The organism is Leptospira semungkisensis (assembly GCF_004770055.1).
In the GTDB taxonomy this organism is placed as follows: Bacteria; Spirochaetota; Leptospiria; order Leptospirales; family Leptospiraceae; genus Leptospira_B; species Leptospira_B semungkisensis.
Genome location: NZ_RQEP01000012.1, coordinates 232,594 through 254,740, shown reverse-complemented (window position 1 = coordinate 254,740; position 22,147 = coordinate 232,594). Strand labels below are relative to the sequence as shown.

14 protein-coding genes are annotated in these 22,147 nt (G+C 42.5%); 11 read left to right on the top strand and 3 right to left on the bottom strand.

The annotated features are described in order from the left end of the window. The first annotated feature begins 190 nt into the window (after positions 1 to 190). The 3 genes from EHO59_RS10745 to recD are packed head-to-tail and all read left to right on the top strand — an operon-like array spanning position 191 to position 9,040. Positions 191 to 3,577: an exodeoxyribonuclease V subunit gamma gene (locus EHO59_RS10745; RefSeq protein ID WP_135587814.1), complete on the top strand. Its 3,387-nt coding sequence runs from the start codon at positions 191 to 193 to the stop codon at positions 3,575 to 3,577. Continuing rightward, entirely contained in the window at positions 3,564 to 7,259 is a 3,696-nt protein-coding gene (locus tag EHO59_RS10740) for a UvrD-helicase domain-containing protein (RefSeq protein ID WP_135587812.1), read from the top strand. Before EHO59_RS10745 ends, EHO59_RS10740 begins: the two co-directional genes overlap by 14 nt. After that, a complete protein-coding gene (recD, locus tag EHO59_RS10735) occupies positions 7,256 to 9,040 on the top strand; it encodes an exodeoxyribonuclease V subunit alpha (RefSeq protein ID WP_135587810.1) in 1,785 nt (594 codons plus the stop codon). The genes EHO59_RS10740 and recD overlap by 4 nt, the downstream gene beginning before the upstream one ends. 34 nt (positions 9,041 to 9,074) lie before the next feature. Here the strand turns inward: recD and EHO59_RS10730 are convergent, their stop codons facing one another. Both EHO59_RS10730 and EHO59_RS10725 read right to left on the bottom strand, forming a co-directional pair. After that, entirely contained in the window at positions 9,075 to 11,915 is a 2,841-nt protein-coding gene (locus EHO59_RS10730) for an adenylate/guanylate cyclase domain-containing protein (RefSeq protein WP_135587808.1), read from the bottom strand. Positions 11,916 to 11,994: 79 nt separating this feature from the next. Beyond that, entirely contained in the window at positions 11,995 to 12,471 is a 477-nt protein-coding gene (locus tag EHO59_RS10725) for an STAS domain protein (RefSeq protein WP_135587806.1), read from the bottom strand. Between the two features lie 106 nt (positions 12,472 to 12,577). On the opposite strand from EHO59_RS10725, the gene EHO59_RS10720 reads away from it, so the two are divergent. From EHO59_RS10720 to EHO59_RS10685, 8 genes are all read left to right on the top strand, one after another. Further along, entirely contained in the window at positions 12,578 to 14,464 is a 1,887-nt protein-coding gene (locus EHO59_RS10720; RefSeq protein WP_135587804.1) for a polysaccharide biosynthesis protein, read from the top strand. Then, positions 14,457 to 14,939, top strand: a complete 483-nt coding sequence (locus tag EHO59_RS10715; RefSeq protein WP_135587802.1) for a ClpXP protease specificity-enhancing factor SspB — start codon at positions 14,457 to 14,459, stop codon at positions 14,937 to 14,939. Before EHO59_RS10720 ends, EHO59_RS10715 begins: the two co-directional genes overlap by 8 nt. Then, the gene (locus EHO59_RS10710; RefSeq protein ID WP_135587800.1) at positions 14,936 to 16,543 is read left to right on the top strand and encodes an NCS2 family permease; all 1,608 of its coding nucleotides are present in this window, start codon (positions 14,936 to 14,938) and stop codon (positions 16,541 to 16,543) included. Before EHO59_RS10715 ends, EHO59_RS10710 begins: the two co-directional genes overlap by 4 nt. Before the next feature lie 81 nt (positions 16,544 to 16,624). Then, positions 16,625 to 17,539 carry a protease HtpX gene (htpX, locus tag EHO59_RS10705; protein WP_135587798.1) on the top strand — a complete coding sequence of 305 codons (915 nt, stop codon included), beginning with the start codon at positions 16,625 to 16,627 and terminating at the stop codon, positions 17,537 to 17,539. Positions 17,540 to 17,632: 93 nt separating this feature from the next. Continuing rightward, the gene (locus EHO59_RS10700) at positions 17,633 to 18,166 is read left to right on the top strand and encodes an adenine phosphoribosyltransferase (RefSeq protein ID WP_135587796.1); all 534 of its coding nucleotides are present in this window, start codon (positions 17,633 to 17,635) and stop codon (positions 18,164 to 18,166) included. Between the two features lie 7 nt (positions 18,167 to 18,173). Then, complete coding sequence (locus EHO59_RS10695; RefSeq protein WP_135587794.1) at positions 18,174 to 19,634, top strand: S1C family serine protease; 1,461 nt, start codon at positions 18,174 to 18,176, stop codon at positions 19,632 to 19,634. Further along, complete coding sequence (locus EHO59_RS10690) at positions 19,621 to 21,177, top strand: S1C family serine protease (RefSeq protein ID WP_135587792.1); 1,557 nt, start codon at positions 19,621 to 19,623, stop codon at positions 21,175 to 21,177. Before EHO59_RS10695 ends, EHO59_RS10690 begins: the two co-directional genes overlap by 14 nt. Before the next feature lie 300 nt (positions 21,178 to 21,477). After that, positions 21,478 to 21,828 carry an LB_289 family protein gene (locus EHO59_RS10685; RefSeq protein WP_135587790.1) on the top strand — a complete coding sequence of 117 codons (351 nt, stop codon included), beginning with the start codon at positions 21,478 to 21,480 and terminating at the stop codon, positions 21,826 to 21,828. Positions 21,829 to 21,871: 43 nt separating this feature from the next. Here the strand turns inward: EHO59_RS10685 and EHO59_RS10680 are convergent, their stop codons facing one another. Then, a complete protein-coding gene (locus tag EHO59_RS10680; RefSeq protein WP_135587788.1) occupies positions 21,872 to 22,144 on the bottom strand; it encodes an RNA recognition motif domain-containing protein in 273 nt (90 codons plus the stop codon). Positions 22,145 to 22,147: the final 3 nt, after the last annotated feature.

Below are 22,147 nucleotides of genomic sequence, written 5' to 3'. Positions count from 1 at the left end.
CTAAGAGCTCCCCTCTCGTAGCAAAAGTCGATTTTTCGCCCTTCTTAAAATTGGTATTGGTTCATTCAAAAATCTAAGGACCTAAAAATCAGTACGTTTTAGAACTTTTTGTTTTACCAGTTTGGATTGAGAGGATCATTGGATAGAAATCTTTCGAAAACGCGATCCCGGCATGCGGGCGCTCTCGAGTATGCCGACTAGAGTTTTTAGTTCCCACAATCTATTCGATCTTTCGGAAGCTCTTTCAATTTCCCTAAAAAAGGAGATCCGAGAGTCCGAAGGACTCTATTCTCCGGTCGTCATCATTCCAAATAAGAGCATGGAGACCTGGTTGAATCTGGACCTAGTGCAAAGGTTCGGAGTGGTTTTCAATATTCGGTTCCTGTTCTTGGAGAAGATCCTGGAGGAACTACTTCTTCAAAAATTCTCTCCAGAGTTGGACCAGAGAAGCAGGCCTTTTTTACGGGGCGATTCTCAAAAATTCCAGATCTATGAGACCTTACTTAAGAATCCGGAACTGATCCAGAAATATCCTTCTTTGAAAACTTATCTTCTTCGGCAAGGTAGAAGAAACTTAGATCCGATCCGGCTCTGGGATCTCTCCGGACGCTTGGCAAAATATTTCAAGGACTACGAACTGCATCGTCAGGATTGGATCAAGAATTGGATTGGAGATCCGTATGCCATTCTTCGTTTACCCGGAGAAGATATTTGGGAAGAGATCGCAACCCAATCCGAGATATTCTTCTTCCAAAAGGAATTGTATTCGCACATCACTCGAGCTTCTTCTAAGGAGAGCTTAATCCAATATTCGATGCGAATGCTTGGGACGAAGGAGAATCCGTTAGGCGCTTCTCGCAATATCTATCTATTCGCTCTTTCACAGCTCTCAAGCACGTATGTTTCTATCTTTCGGAATCTTCTTCCGGAAGTGGAACTGCAAGTCTTTCAGTTCGGCGTTCCTACAGATGATGCGATCATCGGTCTCGGAAGAGATCAAATTTGCAGAGGCTGGGCAAACTCGTTTCGAGCTCTTAGAAAATCTTGGGAAAATGCTGACTCAGAGTTTGTGGATGTATCCAAATCTGAAGAAGAAAAGGACACAACTGCTCTAAAGGTATTTCAGAAATATTTAATATATGGAAAGAGCAAAGTTTCCAGGAGAGTCCCTTCTGACGAAAGCTTGCAGATCCTAGAAGCTCCGAGTAAGTTAAGAGAGGTAGAGGCGATCTTCCATCATATCTTGGCTCATCTCGCCGAGTCTTCGGAAACTAAATTGACGGATATCGGAATATTCTGTGCGGATCTTTCTTCATATAGACCTGCGATCGAATTTATTTTCGAAGGCGGGATACTTGCCAAGGTTGGTGACCGTGTGCAAACAAAGACATTGCCTTATACGATCCGAGATGTGATTGCGGGAGATACGAGTAAGTATTTGAATGCGATCTCATCTTTGTTCCCGATCTTGTCGGGACAAAGATCCAGATCTTCTCTTTTTGCTTTGTTCCAAAATCCATGCTTCCAAGAAAAATGGGAATTGGATCCTTCTACCGTAAAGGAATGGGCGTCTTTTGCGGAAGACTTGGAGCTGTACCAAGACGATTCTAAAGAAGAACTCTCCCCTCTTGCATTTTCTTTCAGAAAAGGGTTCTTACGTTTGGCAGCAGGAAATATTCTTTCGGATTCCGAGGAGGAAGATTCTCCCATTTCACCGTTTGATTCGGAGAGTCATTCTTCAGAGTTATGGATCTCCGTTTGGAGAAGGGTCTCTTTTCTTTTAGATCATTTTTCAAATAAGCTGAATGATCCAAAAATCTCCGGCGAAGAATTGATCGATTCCTTGATAGAATTACTAGGATCGATCCTTACATCAAAAATTTCTAATTTAGAGGAAGGCGAAATAGAGCAGGCTATTTTTGACTCCCTATTTGAATTAAGATCGATTGCCTGGGATACAAAGGATCCTTTTGATAGGATTCGATTCTTAGAAGCATTTTTGAAACAGTCTTCTGGAGAAATCCAGGTCCGTAAGGGCCAATATTTGACGAGCGGGATTACAGTCTCCGCTTTGCAACCGATGCGGCCTATTCCGTTCAAACATGTATATATCTTAGGCTTGGGAGAAGGACTATTTCCAGGAATGGATGATACTTCTGCGTTCAATCTTAGACATCTTTCTCCTAGGGAAGGGGATATTGGGCTCAGAGAGTTAAACCAGTCTTTATTATACGAAACGATCCTTTCTGCTGAGTCGAGCCTAACACTTTCCTTTGTAGCGGAAGATATTACAAAAGATGAAAGCATTGCTCCTTCGTCTTCTCTTCTCCTTCTGGAGCAAGCCTTGAAGGAGAATGTTTTGATTCCGGACTCCTCTATCCGCATTAAGATACCTTTAAATAAGCATAGCAGGGAATATTTTGAAACGAGGCAAAACTCGCCTTCGCTTGCGGAGAAGTTTCATAAAAATTTCGATATATCCTCTTCTTTAATCTACGGAAAACCGGAAGATAAAGATTTCTACTTTAAGAACACCTTATATTCCTTCAAGACCGAAGATTCCGGTACAAAAAAAGACAATATTATTCCAACGATATTGGATTGGAACGAGTTGGTGCGTTTTGCTCGTTCTCCTCTTTCCTTTCATTTGCAAAAACGTTTCGGCTTATATGTAGAAGAAATCTCGGAAACGGATTCCAAGAAAGAAGAGCCTTTTCGTATCTCGAACGAATTCGAGTTTATGAGCGATTTATGGAACCATTCCATGAGGAAGTTTTCCTCTCTCGAGCTAACAGAGTCTTTAAAGCAAGTCTATCAATTATGGGAGAAAAAAGGAAGGATCCCGAGAGGAATTTATGGAGATGTGGAATTCCTTTTAAAATCGGAAAAGATCGAGAAGATTTCCGGATTCATTTCAGAAGAATTAGAGAATTCTAAAGTTTATGCGGGCATCTCCTTTGGCGAATCTCCTAAGCAAGGAAATCTGCTGAGTCTGGCTCCGATTTCGATCTCAGATAAAATCAATATCCAGATCCAAGGATTGAAGGAGAACATTTTTCTGAAGAACGAGTTGGATGGTTCTCATTCTATTTTTCTAATATATCCGAACTCTTCCAAGAGATTGAAAAACTTAATAGAGCCTTTTTTGATCCAATGTTTATTGGATTCTTCTTCGGAAAAGAATATTCCAAAATCCGTGTATGCGGTCCTGGGCTATGGAGATAGGCCTACGATTTTGAGAATGGATCGAGAAGGCAAAGAATCGCTTAGAAGAAAATTCCTTTTAGATCTAATCGGAGAATTCCTGAAGCCTTTCCTTTCCTTAGTTTCTCCAAGACTCTGGGAAGATTTTCCGGATAGAGAAGGATTAAAGGATCTAAGTTCTAAATCTTATCAGAAAGTTGCAAATGAATACAAGGTCTGGGCAAGCCAATCCGTTCAATATGATCCCACGACTTACTTAGATGATATCCTTCGACTTCTGCCTCATCCTCAAAACTATATTAGCGATTCTGATTTTACTTTCTGCATGAATATTTACCAGCCGATAGCGAGCGTATTGCATGTCGAAAAATAAAACGGAAAATCTCTCCGGGTCTTTTGCGGACGGGATTGATATCCATAAGAATGGTTTTATCGGTGCTTCTGCTGGAACAGGAAAGACTCACACTATTGTATTTCTGGTCTTAAAGATTTTAAGAGATTCGTTTTTAGCATCTCTGGAATCGAATGAAACTCCGATCGGCATAGATTCTATCTTAGTATTAACATTCACCGATAAGGCTGCTTCGGAGTTGCGAGGAAGGATACGAGCTGAGATCCGAAATAAAATCCTGGAATTAGAAAAGATAGAAGATTCTAGTTTAGAAAATTCTAAAGAACTCGAATATTTTCTTTTTCAATCTTCTCGTTTGGACCAGGCATATATTTCCACAATCCATGGGTTTGCACATAAGATCTTAAAGGAATATTCTTTAGAACTGGGGCTCGGAGAAAACGCTGAGTTGGTAGATGAACTTTCTGCAGTTTCCAGGTCATTGTATGCAAGAATGAGATCTGAATTTTTAGAACGTTATCCTAAGGAACTTTTGCCCTATATTCTTACCCAGGCGAATGATTCTTATAACGATGGTTTTGTTCGAGCGACCTGGGAGAATTTCGTGGCAAATCTTGCAGTAAAGAAAATCTCCTCCCCCGACTCGATCGAATTGCAGCCCAGGCCTAAAGAGTTTCCAAGTATAGATCGGATTCGGGATGTCTTTCAAAAACTCTCACTTTCTTTTCCGAAGCTACTTTTATCTCAAGAAGGGATCAAGAAGAAGATTCATGCGAGTACTTACAAGGCGCTTTCTTCTAGACAAGTTGAATTGCAAACACTTCTCTCAGAGATACAATTTGAAAAGAAAGGCTTTGATCCGCTTCGATTCACTCTGATTTTAAAATCCATTTTGGATCTGAAAAGAAGTAAAATCTTAGGCTTGGAGTCAGTCCTTCTTACGGAAGATGAATTAAAGAATGCACACTCAGAACCTGGCATTGCTTCTTATCAAATCGAGAAAGAGAATTGGAAGAAACTCTCTCTCGGTTTAGAGGATCTATATTCTGCCTTACCCTCTTTTATTGTCTCCTTGGTGGAAGATATCTCCGAGGACTCTGCGAGTTTGAAGCTAGAAGAAAATTCGATTACTTATGGAGACATGATCCTAAGGCTCTACCAGGCTTTGTCTTCTCATACGGACTTTCTGGAAACTCTAAGAAGAAGATTTCATTTCGGGATCATCGATGAGTTTCAAGATACGGATCCAGAACAATATAAGATATTTAGAATGCTTTTCTTGGAGAAAAATCCTAACTCAGAATCTCGTGGCAGTTTGTTCCTGATCGGAGATGCGAAGCAATCTATCTACGGTTTTAGAGGAGCTGATTTAGGCACCTATCTTTCTGCAAAACAGGAATATGATCTGAAAGGTTCCTTTGCAAATTCCTCGATCGTGTATCCGGAGTTGGACACAAACAGAAGATCTTTGCCGGAGTTGATCTCTTCTTATAATACTTTATTTTCTGCCGCGAATGGGGACTGGTTCCCGATTTTGGAGGAAGGTTTTTCTCCGATCTCTTACAATGAGGTAAAGGCTCCCGATCTTCCCGGCAAAGCAATTCTGTATTCTGATAAAAGCAATCGTGCAGCATTCAATGCGTTCTCTCTTTCTAAGGAATCTAGTTCTGAAAGAATGAAGGAAGAATATTCCAAATTCTTGGCAGAAGAAATCTTGCATCTTGTCTCGGATAACTCAGAGATTTTTCTTAAAAAGGATACGAGTCCAAATATTCCGGAAAAGATCGGTTGGTCTGATATAGCTATTCTCATCCGAGGTTGGAACGATGCTGAACTTCTCCAAAGACAATTTAGGATTCGGGGGATTCCTTATACATATCATAAGCAAGCCGGACTTTACAAATCGGGAGAAGCAATTCGTATTAGAGAAATATTATCTTGTTTAGACCAAGAAGGAAGTAGGGATTCTTTTTATAAGCTGTTAGTGTCGGATCTATTCTGCATTCCTCCGGAAAACTTACAAAATTATGAGGAATATCCTATAGAATCTAGGGAGAAACGACTCTTGGAATCTTGGAGAAGGTTTGCAAGAAAACGAGATTATCCTGGGCTCTTTCGTTCCTTATTAACGGAAAGTATGCTTTCTGCCCCTCTTGAGAAGGAATCCTTGCAAGATTGGGAGAGAAAAACAACAAACTTCAGACAGCTATTCTTCTTCTTATCGGAAAAAGCTTCCTCGAATGATTTATCTCTCTCCGAATTAGTCTCTTATCTTGAATCTAAGATCATTTCTGATGAGGAAGAAGAAGATTATCTCGAAAGAGATTCGGAGGAAGATAGAGTCAAGATACTTACGATGCATTCTTGCAAAGGTTTGGAATTTCCGATCGTTTTCCTGTTCGGGGGATTTTCCGGTTGGGGAAATGCTAGAAAGAAATTTTCCGAGTATAGATCGGATCTTATTTCTTCTTCGGGAGAAAAGATCAGCAAACGTATTATAGATTTGGAAAATAAAAAGGAAGAAACTTCTTCTGTGAGCCAGATCAATGAGGACAAACGTCTTTACTACGTCGCCGTCACTCGAGCAATGTACAAGTTTTACTTTCCATTATTAGCGGAAGAAGATCAAAAACGTCCTTTAGAATTGTTTAGAAAAGCTTTTCAAGCGGCTCTACCTTTGTTCTCTGATTCTTCCTCCGTAGCGATCCTTCAGGAAAATGAAAACGGATCTTATGAACCGAAATGGATCCAGAGAGGAGGAAAGATCTCCGAATCACAATCGTATAACCCGAAAGAAGTCATCGAAAAACCGAATCGCTCTATTTCTGTCTGGCCGAACCAGGCAGAAAGAAGAAGAATACAATTGGAAAGTTATTCGTCTTTGGATCTATTTTTCCAAGAAGAAGGCAAGGCATTTCATTTGGATGAGGTAAAACCGCCGAAGACTGACGAAGAGACTATCCCGATTCCGGTTTTACAGAGCGACCTACCTTCTTCCAATCAAATGGGAAATCTATTACATCAAATCTTAGAAGTCGCTGATTTTAATATCTATCAGAACGCAACTTCTCCCGAAAAACTCCCGAAGGAAACTAAGAAAGCATATCAAGATATTTTAAAGTCTTATGGATATGGCACGAGCAAGGATCAATTGGATTTTTTCTCGGATCGGATCGGTGACTTTCTTTGGAACAGTCTGAGGACTCCCCTTCCCAATCTACAAAATGAGATCTCACTTTCTCAGATCAAAGCAAAGAATCGGAAGCACGAAGTGGATTTCTTTCTTAAAGTTCCGGAACAAAAAGGAGAATTCGATCTCTTAAAAGGGACTCTCGATCTAATCTTTTATCGAGAGGGTAAATATTGGATCTTAGATTGGAAATCAAATCGTTTGGAATCTCAATATGCGATAGATCCTTATTCCGAGGAGCATTTGCAAGAGAAGGTAGAAGGCACCTATTCTTTGCAATTAGCAATCTACTCAGTGGTTCTGGATGATTGGCTTAGGTTTAAGTATGGAGATGATTATAATCCGGATCTTTTGGGAGGAATGTATTTCTTATTTTTAAGAGGAACAGATACCAAGAAGATTGGTAACGGGATCTTTTTTCAAAAACTAGACATCGATTTTGTGCAGTCTTCTAGAAAGAAGATCCAAGAGACTCTCTCACTCAAAAATCTCTATTCGGGAGAAAAGGAATGAAAGAAGAAACTTTGAAAGAAGTTTTGGATTCCGAGTATGCGAGTTTTTTAACGGAAGAGCTTTCTTCTTATTCCGAAGGGATCTCGAAAGAAAAACTGTATGAATGGAATTTAGCCTTAATACAAGCCTCTCAACAAGGAAGCCTTGCGATCCCATTTTCTGAAACCAAGAACAAGCCTGGGATTTTCTTTAAGGAAAGAAACGGATTACTATATTATAATAAAATATTTCACCAATTGACCTTAGTGGAAGAAGGATTTCGGAGATTATCTGAAACTTCTTCTCGTACAAAAGAAGTCGAAAAAGTACAAAATGTATTTCGAGAACTGATCCAAACGAATCCCCTCTCTATCAGAAAGGATTCTCAAGAGTTCATTCTCTGCGGAGAAGGAGAGCAAAAGGAAGCCTTAGAGGCTGCCTTGCAGAATTCTTTCTTTGTTTTAACGGGAGGCCCTGGAACGGGAAAGACAACGGTGATCACGAACGTGATCCGAGGACTTTTACGCTTAGGATATAGAGCGAATCAGATCGGACTTGCCGCACCGACAGGAAGAGCGGCTCAAAGATTAAAAGAATCCTTGGAAACCACTCTCTCCTATGTAAAACAAAAGAATGAACTCGACAGTTCCATTTTGGAGATACCTGCTTCCACTCTTCATAGATTGTTAGAATACAATCCTCGTAGGAGATCCTACAAATATAAGGAGGATTTCCCTCTGCCGTATCAAGTGATCATCATAGACGAGGTCTCCATGGTGGATCTGAACATGATGTACAGATTGATGAAGGCACTTCCCTTCTTTCGAAAAGAATTCAGATTAATCCTTTTAGGAGATCCGAATCAATTGCCTAGTGTCGAGGCGGGAGCAATCTTATCCGATCTAGTCCAAGTCTTAGTACAAAAAAAATCACAAAACTTAATCGCATTAAGGACAAGCCATCGCCAGGAGATCGGATCCGTCTCTATTTCGAAAGCTGCAAATTCTTGCGTGCAAGCCTCTGTTACTCTTTCCGAGTTCTTGGAGAATTCACAGGGCAAGATTTCACTCGATCCTTCTTTTCAAACGGAAATCCAAACTAGTAAGGGATTTTTTCAATTAGATCTAAATTTTCGTACGCAATGGAATGATCTTCTGAAAAGAATCGCAGAGGATCTTATTCTTCCGAATCTGAAATACCTACCGAACCCAGAGAATTTTATCGAGGTTCAAGAATACCTAAGTAAAGACATTAACAAATTTAAGATCTTGGCCATTCTGAGAAACGGACTCTACGGAAGCGAGAGGATCAATTCGGAACTAACTCGTATTCTTCTCTCACATAAAAAGGAAAGAGTCGCAAGCCTCGGAAATAGACTCTATTTCGCTGGAATGCCTATCATGATCACCCAAAATGATCGAGTGAGAGGCGTATTTAACGGAGATACGGGAGTCGTTTTGGAGTTGGAGACTCCAAGAGGAGAAAAAGAGTTGAGAGCCTTATTCGTGATTGAAGGTCAGATCCGAGATTTCGCGTTAGACACTCTTCCTCCTCACGAGCCTGCGTTTGCGATCACGGTACACAAATCGCAAGGTTCCGAGTATGATTCTATCTTGATAGTTTTCCCCCCCGATCCAGAAGAAGAAAATGCAGATCTTTCTCTAGAATTATTCAAGAAAGAGATCCTTTATACTGCCTTAACCAGAGCCAAGAGATCCGTACTCCTCCTCGCAGAGGATCGACTTTTAGAATATTCTTTGACGAATAAATTCGATCGTTTGACCGGATTTCAGTTGGACTGATCTATCCGGCCATTCGGACATTATATATTAGATTTTATTTATGTGTTCTAGTATAGACTCCGTCCCAGGAAGCAGGCGGCGGAGTGATCTTATATTCTTTGCAGCGATCGACCAGAAGTTGGACTGCCTTGTCCTCGTCTCCTTTTGCCTTTTCGGAATCTTTGAATTTTTTGATAGCCGGATCCCATTTTCGTTCCAGATACAAAGCTAAACCTTCTTCGTAAGCGCCCACGATTTCCTTGCGAGAAGAGTTGGTTCCTTTCAATTCCGAAATTGCCTCGTAAAGAATTACAGGCTCATTCTTTCCTTTTACACGAACCAAATCCAATTTGCGAGTAAAGATATGATCCTTGATCTCCGTATGAACTGCATCCGAGACCAAAATAGATACTCCATAATCTTTACCGGCAGCTTCTAAACGCGCAGCAAGATTTACTGTGTCACCCATCATCGTATAAGAGGCTAACGCATCGGTTCCCATAAAACCTACTTTTGCAAGTCCAGTATTCAATCCGATTCGGATCTTCATATCTCTTGCTTCCGGAATGTATTTATGAGCCTTCTTCCATCCGGTTTTGAGTTCTTCGAGCTTAGCGATCATCTTAAGAGAAGCTTTGGTTGCTTTGAGGCAATGACCTTCTACTTCAACGGGTGCATTAAAGATCCCGACGATCGCATCTCCTATGTACTTATCCAAGACTCCCTCATTTTCTTTCAGGATGAGTGTCATTGCGGAAAGGTATTCGTTTAATAATTCTGCTAATTCTACTGAGCTTAATTTTTCGCTAATGTCTGAAAATCCGGCCACATCGGAAAAGAATGCGGTTACTCTTTTTTCGGAGCCTCTCTTTAACGCAGCCAAATCTTTCATAGCCTCGCCGATCACCACAGGATCGATCATGCTTCCTAGAATTCCTTTGATCTTTTCTCTCTCTCGAAGTCCAGTCACCATTTGGTTGAGAGCGATAGAAAGATTTCCGAATTCGTCGCTTCCACCAGGTTCGAATTCTACGTTGAGATCTCCCCTTCCCACTTGCTCTGCATTTCGAATGAGCTTCTTAATTCTTTGCACCACGAAGCCGGAAATAAAGACCGCTAAGAAAATAGAAAACCCACAGATACCCAATGCGGAGATCACTGCTCTGTCTCGATTGCTACGAATCGATTGCAATCCTTCCGTTCTGTCTACGACTGTTCGAATGATCCCAGCAAAGTTAGAAGCAAGCACAACTGTAGGAAGATCATCTAAGGTTTCGGAAAGCAAAGGAGCCGAATCCAATTTCCAAAGGATTTGCTCCGCTTCCGTTCTACTATTTCCGATGATGCCGTCCGGAAAGAGCGCCTTTAATTTGGGAGTGGGAGTCTCACTCTCTCCTGCGTAAATCCAGTCTCGAACTGCATTCCATCTTTTTTCGAAGAGTTCTTTTCCGGCTTCCGATTGGACTGATTTTCCGTAATCGGAGCCGTCCGGTCTGAATCTCAAGAGAATCTGATCTTCTAATGCTGAATTGCGAATGGAACCGATTGCCTCTACTTCTAATTCCTCTTCTTCTTTAGGAGGATTGTTTCTCATGTAGGTAGCAAAGAGAAGATTTCGTTTGCGCACAAGCCCAGCGTACTTTGCATATTCTGCTTTGAATTCTTTGTCCTTAAACGGAGGAATGGGAGGCTTCTTCTCCTTTAAGAATTTCAGTCTAGCATCTAAGATCGGAGGAATTTTAGAGAGATCAGTCAGTATTGCCCCTTCTTCTTGCAAATAACCGTTCCAGGCTCCCAGTTTTCCTCGTTTGGATTCTACTAGCTTCGCTCTTTCAGTAGATGCAGGATTTCTAAAGTGAGGAGAATACAATGCTTGTAGTTCTAAATTGCTCTGTTGGAAGGAAGTGGCCGGAACTTCTCCCAGTACTCCTTCTCCCTCTAAAAGAGAGGATAACGCTGATTTTAATCCTTCTTCTAGATTTTCCTGCATAGGAGCTTGGTTTAAAGGAGATTCAGAATCGAAGATCTGAGTGTCTAAGGTCGGCTCGGAAGCTTCTCCGGGAATGATTCCAGAAAGAGGGAATGTCTGTAATCTGAATCTTCCTGTGTCTAAGCCGAGATCCTTGATCTTTCTCTTCTTGGATTCTGCTACGATGGCTACGATATTTTCATCCAACTCAGATCTGAGTTTTCTAGAAAGAAGGGACTTTTTTCGGAGATCCTCTTCTGCTGCAGAAATTTCTGTTTGGTCCGGCTTCTCTTGGTTTTCCTTCAACTCTGCCAGTCTCTTTCGGATCAGTCCGATATCCCTGTCAGTGAATACGAACTTCTTTGCCATGGACTGCAAACGGGCAAATTCCTTATCTGTAACAGGCTCTTCCCCGCCTTGCTGGAGCTGAAGTCGGATATTTTTTTCCAGAACTTGGATATCATCTTTGGATAGGTAGGTAGAATAATACGTATCCAGCTTCTTATGAATTTTATTTTTTCCTAATGCTCCGAAAAGACTGGTCTTGATCCCGAAGAGGGAGACCTGCTTTTGTTGAACCAGAGTCTTGGTAGTTTTATATTTTTTTAATGCTTCTGTTTGCTTGCTGACCCTGTCCCTAAACTCTTCGATCCGGATCAAACTTTGCGAGATATTGTCCAATTCTAGGACTAAAGAAGAGATATACTTTCGGGAAATCGCCGCTTCCCTATCATAACTTTCCGTAAGGATAACGGTTTGCTGTCTTACGTAGATGACTGAAAGAATAAAGATCGTAAGAACGATCAAACTTCCGGTAAACCAAGCGAGTTTTGCGCGTATCCCGGAATAGAATAGCTTCGGAAGAATGAGAAAAACGTCAAGTATGCGTTTGGCGATTGTTGGATGGTCCGAAGAATTTGTACCCATTTAGAAACTGCATCAGCCAGAATTTTTTCTGGCAAGCATATTAACTGGAAATTTCTTTAGGAAGAATTCTTACAGATTCTCAGAACAATTTCTCGTAGCTTGCCGTTCTATAGTCGGCAGTCAGATAGAAAGTGTGAGAGCAAGTAGGACAACGATAATTTCCCTTGCCCTGCACTCTTAAGATTTGCAGACAAGCCGGACAGGTGGCAGTGCTTTCTAAAGAGTGAGTTTGTTTTTCCTCCACGCCGTTGGAGAGGAGGTAGGTCTTCGCTTCTTCCCTTGTGGAAAAGTACGGAATCGTCTCGTTCAACCGCAAACGGTCCCAGTCTTTTGCCAAAGCTTCGGATAAACTACAAGCGGCGTAGATAGATCTTGCGTGAGAAAGGGAGGAATTTTTTAGAAGGGTCAGCCCCGCCTCATCCCATCCTTGCAGCTCTCTGGCATCCAACAAGATCCTATGAGGGAAGTTGATGAGAATATCATCCGTTTTTTCGCGAAAGGTGCTTCCGAGAATGGAATCTAATTTGCCCTGAAGATTAACGATCAATTCTTTCACGAGAGTTAAAGACCCTTTGGAGGATCGATCGGGTACGCGTTTTCGGCAACCTAAAAAATTCCCAAAAAGATTGGACTTTTCCTCTTTCAGACATTTTTTTTACTTAATGGGTCAATGGAATCGTCGAAGTCTTCTTTTCCCTCTAGACTTGATCTTCATGGTGCTTTCCTATTTTCTGGCGCACCTAATCCGCTTTGAATCTCTGGCATTTCTGAATCGATCGGATGATTTTCTCATCCCTCTTGCTATAGTAGTACTATGCAGATCTGTAGTATTCTTGTTTTCGAATATATACAGATCCATTTGGGCCTACGCTTCCATCCATGATCTGGTCGAGATCATCAAGACAACAGTTCTTTCTTCTTTGATCTCCAATACTGCATTACTCTTTTATAACGGTTTCGAGCATCTCTCTAGAATGATCCCAGTGATCGATACTCTTCTTCTCTTAGGATTCCTCTGCATCCGAAGTCTTTCTTGGAGATTAGTTCGAGATCAGTACATTCTTCGAAAGAAGCAAGGTGTAGGAATTCCCACATTGATTCTAGGTGCAGGAAAAACAGGGGCGACTCTTCTGACAGAATTGCGCAGGCATAATGATCTGAACCTGAATCCGATCGCTCTTTTAGATGATGATGATAGTAAGCTCGGAGCCCATATCCAAGGAGTCCCGGTTTTAGGAAAGGTAGATCAGGCAGAAGAATTGATTCGTTCTCTCGGGATCCAAAAAGTGCTGATCGCATTCCATCATCCGGACGGAAAACTGATCGGAAAATTGATCAAGACTTTCGAATCCACTCATGTGGATTTTAAGATCCTTCCCTCTTTAGGTTCGTTGTTTTTCGATCCTCCTAAGATCCAGCAATTGAGAGAGATTCGAGTGGAAGATGTACTCGGAAGACCTGTCGTGGATTTGGAAATAGAATCCATCCGTTCTTATATCGCAGGAAAAACCATCCTCATCACCGGGGCGGGAGGATCCATAGGGAGTGAACTCTGCAGACAGGTTGCGGTATTTCATCCTTCCAAAATGATCCTACTGGATTCGGCAGAGACTCCATTGTACGAGATCGATTACGAGCTCAGAAAAGTATTTAAAGATTCCGGAATACAGTTCTCTGCGGTGGTTGCAGATATCAAAAACCCTTTGCGTATTTCTTCCGTATTTGAAACGGATAAACCTCAGGTAGTATTTCATTCTGCCGCATACAAGCATGTTCCTATGATGGAAAGCAATGCGTCGGAGGCCGTTTTAAATAATGTACTAGGGACTAAGAACTTAGCCGATATCTCTCGCGCAAGTGGTGTGGAACGCTTCGTTTTGATTTCCACAGACAAGGCAGTGAATCCAGTGAATATAATGGGTGCTTCTAAAAGAGTTGCCGAGTTGTATTTGCAAACCATCTCGCCTGAGACAAAGACCAAATTCATCACAGTACGTTTTGGGAATGTGCTCGGCTCCAGCGGTTCCGTTATCCCTCGTTTTAGAGAGCAGATCGGAAACGGTGGACCTGTAACGGTGACTCATCCCGATATTATCCGCTACTTCATGACCATTCCGGAAGCAACTCAGCTCGTCCTACAAGCCGGAGCCATGGGTGAGAAGGAAGAGATCTTTCTCTTGGATATGGGAGAACCGATCCGAATCTTAAGTCTTGCCGAGGACATGATCCGACTCTCCGGCTTTCGACCTTATACGGATATACAGATCGTGTTCACAGGACTTCGACCGGGCGAAAAACTCTTCGAAGAACTGTTGTTAGATATGGAAGGAATTAAAAAAACACATCATCCGAAAATCAGGATTGCAGCTCCTCTAGAGGATAGAGATCCTAGCAGCTTTCAGGCCAGATTCCAGGCACTGATTGATGCAGCCAAAGCAGATCAAGAAGAAGTAATCTTCTCCTGTTTCAAGGCCTTGGTACCGGAATATAGAACTCATAAGGATTATATCAGCGAGGAAGCTTCCCGCAAGATCGAAACGAATGGATAATCCGAATTTAGAAGACATACAGGCCCTTCGTGAATTTAAGAAACAGCTTTTCTCAGTATATTGGGAAAGGTTCGGAACCTTCTATGTGCATGCGATGCCTCATCCTGACCTAAAAATTGGCAAACGAGGATTAGTGGGAGAAGAGCCTGAATCCGGGATTATCCTAGTCATAGGACCCCGAGCCGCTCGAGACATTCGCATCGAAGAAGAATGGGTCTATGCAGAACTTCAATTCGGTTATACTTGGGAAGAAGTCTTCCTACCTTGGGATTCTATCTTTCGATATTTTGATAAGTCCCAGCAAACAGTAACTCAGATGCGTATCTTCTTAGGAAAGGTAGAAGTACCTTCCTCCAAAACGGAAGCGCCCGCAGAAGAAATCCAAGAAGAAGGATCCAAGGAACCTTCTTCCAAGAGTAAGAAACGAAAAGATAATGTGATCCAAGTCGACTTCGGGAGTAAATCGAAGAAATGAGCAAGTACAAATGGTTTGTTGCCGGAGACCTAGACGGATTCTTCGGATTAATGATCGATAACCTGATCCAGATTTTGGTTCTGGTCGGGCTATGTATCGGGCTCTGCGGAATGCCGCAGGAATTCGTGTTTAGGGTCGTGATCCCTGGAGCAGCCATCTCTCTCTTAGTCGGAAATGTTTTTTATGCATGGCAGGCGGGAAGACTCGCTCACACAGAAAACAGAAGCGATGTAACCGCTCTTCCATACGGGATCAATACCGTTTCCTTGTTTGCATTCGTATTCTTCGTGATGTTTCCGGTTTATCAAAAGACAAATAGTTATGAGGCAGCCTGGTCCATTGGTTTACTTGCAAGTTTCATCTCAGGTTTAATCGAGTTTCTAGGAGCGTTCGTAGCGGAGAAGATCAGAAAGGCAACTCCTCGCGCGGCACTTCTTTCCGCATTAGCTGGGATTGCACTTACATTCATCTCCATGGATTTCTTGGTACGCACCTTCTTAAATCCTTTGGTTGCATTCGTACCTTTTGGCATCATTCTACTGCAGTATTTCGGAAAGGTAGTCTTTCCATTCAAGATCCCTGGAGGATTGATCTCAGTAATCGCAGGTACCTTACTCGCTTGGTATTCTCCTCACTTTTCCGGAAGAACTCTTATGGATGCGGATGCGTTACGCTCTTCTTGGAGTTTAGGACTTTATCTTCCAGTCTGGAGCGGCGGGGAATTATTCTCCGCATGGGGACAAGCAGATATCAGAGAGTATCTTTCCATCATTCTTCCGATGGGAATTTTCAATGTGATCGGTTCCCTACAGAATATCGAATCTGCAGAGGCTGCAGGAGATAAATTCAATACTCGTAATTCTCTCATGGCGAATGGTCTCGGGACAATGGTTGGTTCTTTATTCGGATCTCCCTTCCCCACAACCATCTATATAGGACATCCAGGTTGGAAAGCATTGGGTGCAAGAGCAGGATATTCTAGCTTGAACGGGGTTTTTATGACCTTGGTTGCATTCTTAGGACTCATCGGGTTTGTTTCCAAACTCATTCCGGTCGAGGCAGGAATGGCAATCGTTCTCTGGATCGGAATCGTGATCGGAGCTCAAGCATTCGAGGCGACTCCTACGCGACATGCTCCAGCGGTAGTGATCGGGCTTCTTCCAGCTTTGGCAGGTTGGGGAGTTTTGCTGATCCAGAGTGCTTTCAATTATGCGGATCCTATTCTTTCCAAAGCGATCGAAGGAACTGTTGCCGCTTCTAAAACTCCGAATATTTGGCTTTCGGCCGTGCCTTTGGATCAGCCTATCTTTCCGTATTCTCTTGCAGGGCTCTTAAGTCTTTCTCAAGGATTCTTATTGTCCGCAATGGTTTGGGCTTCCATCGCTACTTTTGTGATCGATAGAGATTTTAAGAAAGCGATCGTTGCGAGTTTAACGGGAGTTTTACTTTCAGGGACGGGTTTCATTCACGCATATTCCCTAAGAGGAAATGCAATTATCACGCCATTCGAGCTAAACTTTGGTCCATTTGTGCAGGCATATCTATTCCTTGCGGGACTTTTTCTGCTCGCTTCCTTCTTGAAAAAGGAACCAAGATCGGTCTAAGATTTACCGGAAATTTAGAAGACCGGGGAGCCGAGGAAATCCCGAGGCTCAAAAACCTTCTATAAGGAGAATGATTCGCCTATGGCGCTTTTTCGTAGATTCGGATTGTTTGCGATCACGAACATCGTAGTAATTTCCACGATCGCGATCTTAGTGAGAGTTTCCGGTTTAGGGGAATACCTGGAACATTCGGGAATTTCTTATTCCGGATTATTATTATTCTGCACGATCTGGGGGATGGGCGGTGCCTTTATTTCACTTCTTCTTTCCAAGATCATGGTAAAGATGTCGATGGGAGTGCAGATCATCGATCCAAAAAATGCTTCGGGATGGCAAAGGGATTTACTCGTAAGAGTACAAAGATTGGCTCAAGGTGCAGGACTTCCTATGCCGGAAGTCGGTTACTATCAATCACCTGAAATCAACGCATTTGCTACCGGTCCAAGTAGAGACAGTGCTCTCGTCGCAGTGTCCACAGGACTATTGAATGGAATGGATAGTTCAGAAGTGGACGGAGTACTCGGCCACGAATTGACTCACGTCGCAAACGGAGACATGGTAACAATGACCCTAGTGCAGGGAGTTGTGAACTCGTTCGTATTCTTCTTCGCATGGATAGTAAGCCAGATCATCGCGTCCCAACTTTCTCGCAGAGACGACGAAGGAAGAGGAGGCGGAGGCTTCTTCATGCAATACATGATCCAGCAAGTGCTGGTTATGGTATTCGGACTTTTGGGTTCGATCGTAGTGGCTTACGTTTCCCGCGCTCGTGAGTTTAGAGCGGACGCAGGCGGAGCGAAACTCGCAGGTCGTGAAAATATGATCCGCGCCTTGGAAAGACTGAAAGTCGCCTTCTCCCATGATCCGATCGATCAAAGAGGAGAATCCATCGCTGCCTTAAAAATTTCCAATAGAGGTGGAGGACTCGCTTCTTTATTTGCGACTCACCCTCCTTTAGAAGAAAGGATTGCCGCTCTTAGAGCAAGAGCATACTAAACGAGATCGGCTCTCTTCGGAGAGCCGTTCCATTCTCGCCAGAAAAAAGAATTGTTAGTTCCTTTTACAAAAATGGAATTGGACTTCGAGCCCATGTCCATCGTCAAAAGCAAAATTCGCACCATCCCGGATTATCCCCGCAAAGGGATTCTCTTTAGAGATATCACGTCCTTATTACTAGACCCAGAGGGTCTCGCACTTACTATCGGGACCTTTGTGGACCGCTATACTGGCAAAGGAATTACCAAAGTCGCCGGGATAGAAGCCAGAGGATTTATCATAGGTGCTCCCCTTGCCTTCCAACTCGGAGTGGGATTCATTCCTATTCGTAAAAAGGGCAAACTTCCGTCCGAGACTGTTTCCCAAGAATATGATCTAGAATACGGAAAAGATGTGATCGAGATCCATAAGGATTCTGTTACTCCTGGAGATCGCATCCTTATCATGGATGATCTGATCGCGACTGGTGGTACGATGATCGCAGCAGTTCAATTGCTCCAAAAGTTAGGTGCAGAAGTTCCTGAGGTAGGTGTGATCATCGATCTGCCGGATCTAGGTGGAGCTACAAAATTAAGCAAAGATCTAGGCGTGAACGTTTTCTCTATTTGCGAATTCGAGGGTCACTAGACTTTCTATGCGAATTCTGAAATCGGGTCTTCTAATATTCGTAATCCTAGTATCTTTTGGGATCGGTTCGGAAGAAAAAACCGATTTCGATCATGTGCGCAAAGCAGTCGTCCAGATCAAAGTCTATTCCCAAGCATTCAGCGCTTACACTCCTTGGGCAACAGAAGGAGTTCGTGCGAGTTCCGGCACAGGATTTCTGATCGGGAACAAAAGAATATTAACAAATGCGCATGTAATTTCAAACGCGAAGTACATCCAAGTCCAAAGATACAATCAGACAGAATGGTACAGAGTTAAGATCCTTCATGTAGCTCATGACTGCGACCTCGCCATTTTAGAAGCCGAAGATCCGGAATTCTATAAAGAATCCACCGAGCTAAGCCTTGGACAGATCCCGGAACTTAACTCTCCTCTGATCGTAGTTGGTTATCCTATCGGAGGAAATAAGGTCTCCGTTACGAGAGGGATCGTTTCCAGAAAGGAACAATCCAAGTACGAGCATTCTTCTGTAGATAGCCACTTAGTATTGCAGGTGGATGCCGCTATCAATCCGGGAAATTCCGGAGGACCTGCCATACAGGACAACCAAGTGGTCGGAGTCGCTTTTCAGGTTGCGACCAAGGGAGAAAATATAGGCTATCTCATCCCTACCAAGGTAATTCGCCATTTTCTGAAGGATATAGAAGACGGAAAATACGACGGATACGTAGAGCTTGGGATAGGAACATTCAATTCTTTTAATACTGCTCTTAGAAAGGCAAAAGGGATCCCGGATGGATTAGAGGGAGTATTCGTGAATCGAATTTTACCTCATGGTTCCGCAGATGGATATCTGAAAGAGGGAGATTATCTGACTCAGATTGACGGTCTAACCATCGGAAGAAATGGGACTACCACCTTGGATAAGGATGCCAGGGTGGATTTCACCGAAACCGTAGATGATAAGAATTCTGGAGAACTGATACGTTTTAAGGTCTTTAGGGACGGCAAATTCGTAGATGTCGAATTCAAAGCCAGAAGAATGCCTGATTTCGATTTCATGAGAAATCGATACGATACTCCTTTCGATTACGCAATGATCGGTGGATTACTCTTCCAGGAAATGTCTAGAGATTTGCTAGGCGCCTGGAGCAGAGGAGGAAATACTTCCGGAGGAAGTCAGTTCCTGTTTAGATACGATTATTTTATAGAAGATGGGATGAATCGCGCCAAGAAGGCGGATGTGGTTCTGTACAGAAAACTCGCTCATCCGGTAAATTCTTCGGCAGATTATTTTTTGAATTTGGTTTTAGAATCAGTGAACGGAGAACCCGTGAACAGTCTTGCCGACCTAAAAAAGGTCATCTCAGAATCCAAATCTAGATTTCTTAAATTAAAATTTTTAGATATAGAACTACCGCTTATTTTAGATAGAGAAGAATCCAAAAAAGCGGACTCTCAAATTCGAAGCACGTATGGTCTGGAGTAGAACATTGCATATTCGTATTCTTTCGGCGATACTGGTATTCGGATTCGGACTTTCTACTGTCCACGCAAAAGCCAAGACTCCTAAAAAGGCCAGAGAGGCAAAGACAGTATCTTCTGTTTCGGCATCTTCTTCCAAAACAGAAGAAGAATTCAAGAAGAGCATCGTTCAAGTTAAGATCTCTTACCAAGAGCCTGATTATTTTAATCCTTGGAAAAAGAAAAACCCTAAGGTACGAAGAGGAGTTGGTGTTGTAGTCCCAGGCAATAAGATCATCCTACCGGCTCATCTGGTTACCTACTCCACTCTCATAGAAGTCAAAAAGCATTCTTCTTATGCGGAGACAAAGGCTACGATCTCTCGTATCGACTACGAAACCAATCTTGCTCTTTTACAAGTAAATGAGGAGGGGTTCTATAAGGATCTGACTCCTCTCGAATTTCATTCTAATATCACCTATCCAAAACAGGTTTCAATCTATCAACTGGACAACTCAGGTTCCATTCAATCCGCAGTCGGAGCTCTAGTTAGCATGGATCTGGACCAGTATCCGCAAGGACTCGTGGAACTTCCGATCTTGGATATCAACTCCACAGAAACTTTGAACGGAAATGGAGAAGTAGTCTTAGAAGACGGAAAGGCTACAGGAATACTATTCGATTTCTCGGGAGATAAGAATTCGGGAAGAGCCATCCCTTCCTTTCTTATCCAGAAATTCCTGGGAAAATTTGGAACGACGGAAATTTCTTATAAAGGATTTCGTTATAGACCTATAACGGATCAGGCAACGAAGGAATATTACGGAATCAAGGAGAAGGACCAAGGAATTCTGGTAGCAGAGATCCTTCCCAATAGCTCTGCAGAAGGTGCTTTAAAGATCGGTGATGTGATCCTGGAGTTTGGCGGAAAGAAGATAGATTCAAAAGGATACTTTGATCATCCCAAATACGGCAAACAGGTGCTTTCTTATATCGCTCATATCGGAGACGAATTCGGTTTTCAAACAGGTAAGCAAGTTCCTCTTAAGATACTAAGAGGAGGAAATCCAATGGAGATTTCACTGACTCTGAAACCTTTTCCATATTCTTCGGTTCGCATTCCTCATAGAAATCCTTCTTTGAAATCCGATTATTATTTCGACGGTGGTTTTCTATTCGTAGAACTTTCAGAAGGCTATTTACTGGAATGGGGAAAGGATTGGAGATCCAAAGTGGATCGTAAACTTCTCTACTCTTTCGACTATGATAAATTCGGCTCTCCCGGAAAGCAGGAAGGTAAGATTATCTTACTTTCTCAGGTCATTCCGGACGAATCGAACAATGGATACCATGAGGTTTCAGGAAGGATCGTAGCGAAGGTAAATGGAAAACAGATCCAATCTGTTAAAGATATTTCTAATGAAGTAAAAGGATCGAAGTCGCGATATATCGTCATTCTTCTAGATGATGGAACTGAAATCGTTATGGATAAGAATATCCTTTCTGAAGCGAACGCGAGGATCCAGAAAGAATATAGAATTCCAGCAAGCGGTATGGGAGAACATTAAGTCTCTTTCTTACGTTCTTTCTCTTTTTACAAACATTCGTCCAAAAAAACCGTGCCAGCTACTCTTCTGAGGAAAGAATTTCTATTTCGAATCGGTCTAATTGTATAGGAAGCAAGGTTTGAGACGGTTTTCTTCTTTTTTGGAATAGAACACCTTCCTAATTAGGTAAAATCTCGAACTTTATGCCAGATCGGCAGTAATCGCCGGGTTTCGCTCCCCTATCCTCCCAGGGTTTTTTCTTTGCCAGGAAAGAGGATTCGAAATGATGGCAGTGAACAGCCGGTAAGAGAGGGTTCTTTTATGAAACGGACCGAATTGGAGAGACGAGAAAGAGATCTCCGTAAAGCGCAAAAAAAACAAGAAGTCCTGGACAGACGCTCCGGACAAGGGACTAGCGTTGGCGATTTTATAGACCAACTATCCGGATTATTCCGCCATGACGCGACCGAGATTTTCAATACCAAAGACGATATTAATGTTTTGGAAGTCCTGGAAGAAATGCAGGCGATCATCCCTCAAAAGAAATGGGACGACGTTCTGAAGAAAGCCATTAAGAAAACCGGAGTGGTTGAGAAAGAGAGAGCTTACAAAGAGCTCACTGAGTTGCTTAGCCTCGAAGAAGAGGAAAGCGAAGAAGAAGTCGGAGTTTAATGGAAGATCTCCGAGAAGCCTAAGCCTCTCGGAGAATTAAAATTTAGCGTCTTCCGCCGCCGCCACCGCCTCTTGGCTTGAACGTTTGAGGCTTCGCGATATCGATATTCAAAGTTCTTCCTTTGAAATCGGTTCCGTTTAGGCTATTTTTAGCGTTGTTAGCCTGTTCCTCATTCGCCATTTCCACGAATCCGAATCCCTTACCTTCGATTATTTTAGCGTAAGAGACTTCTCCGTAGTTTGAGAACAATTCGGTGATGTCGTTTTGACCAACCGAGTAATTAAGATTTCCAACAAAAAGTTTGCGATTCTGCATGCT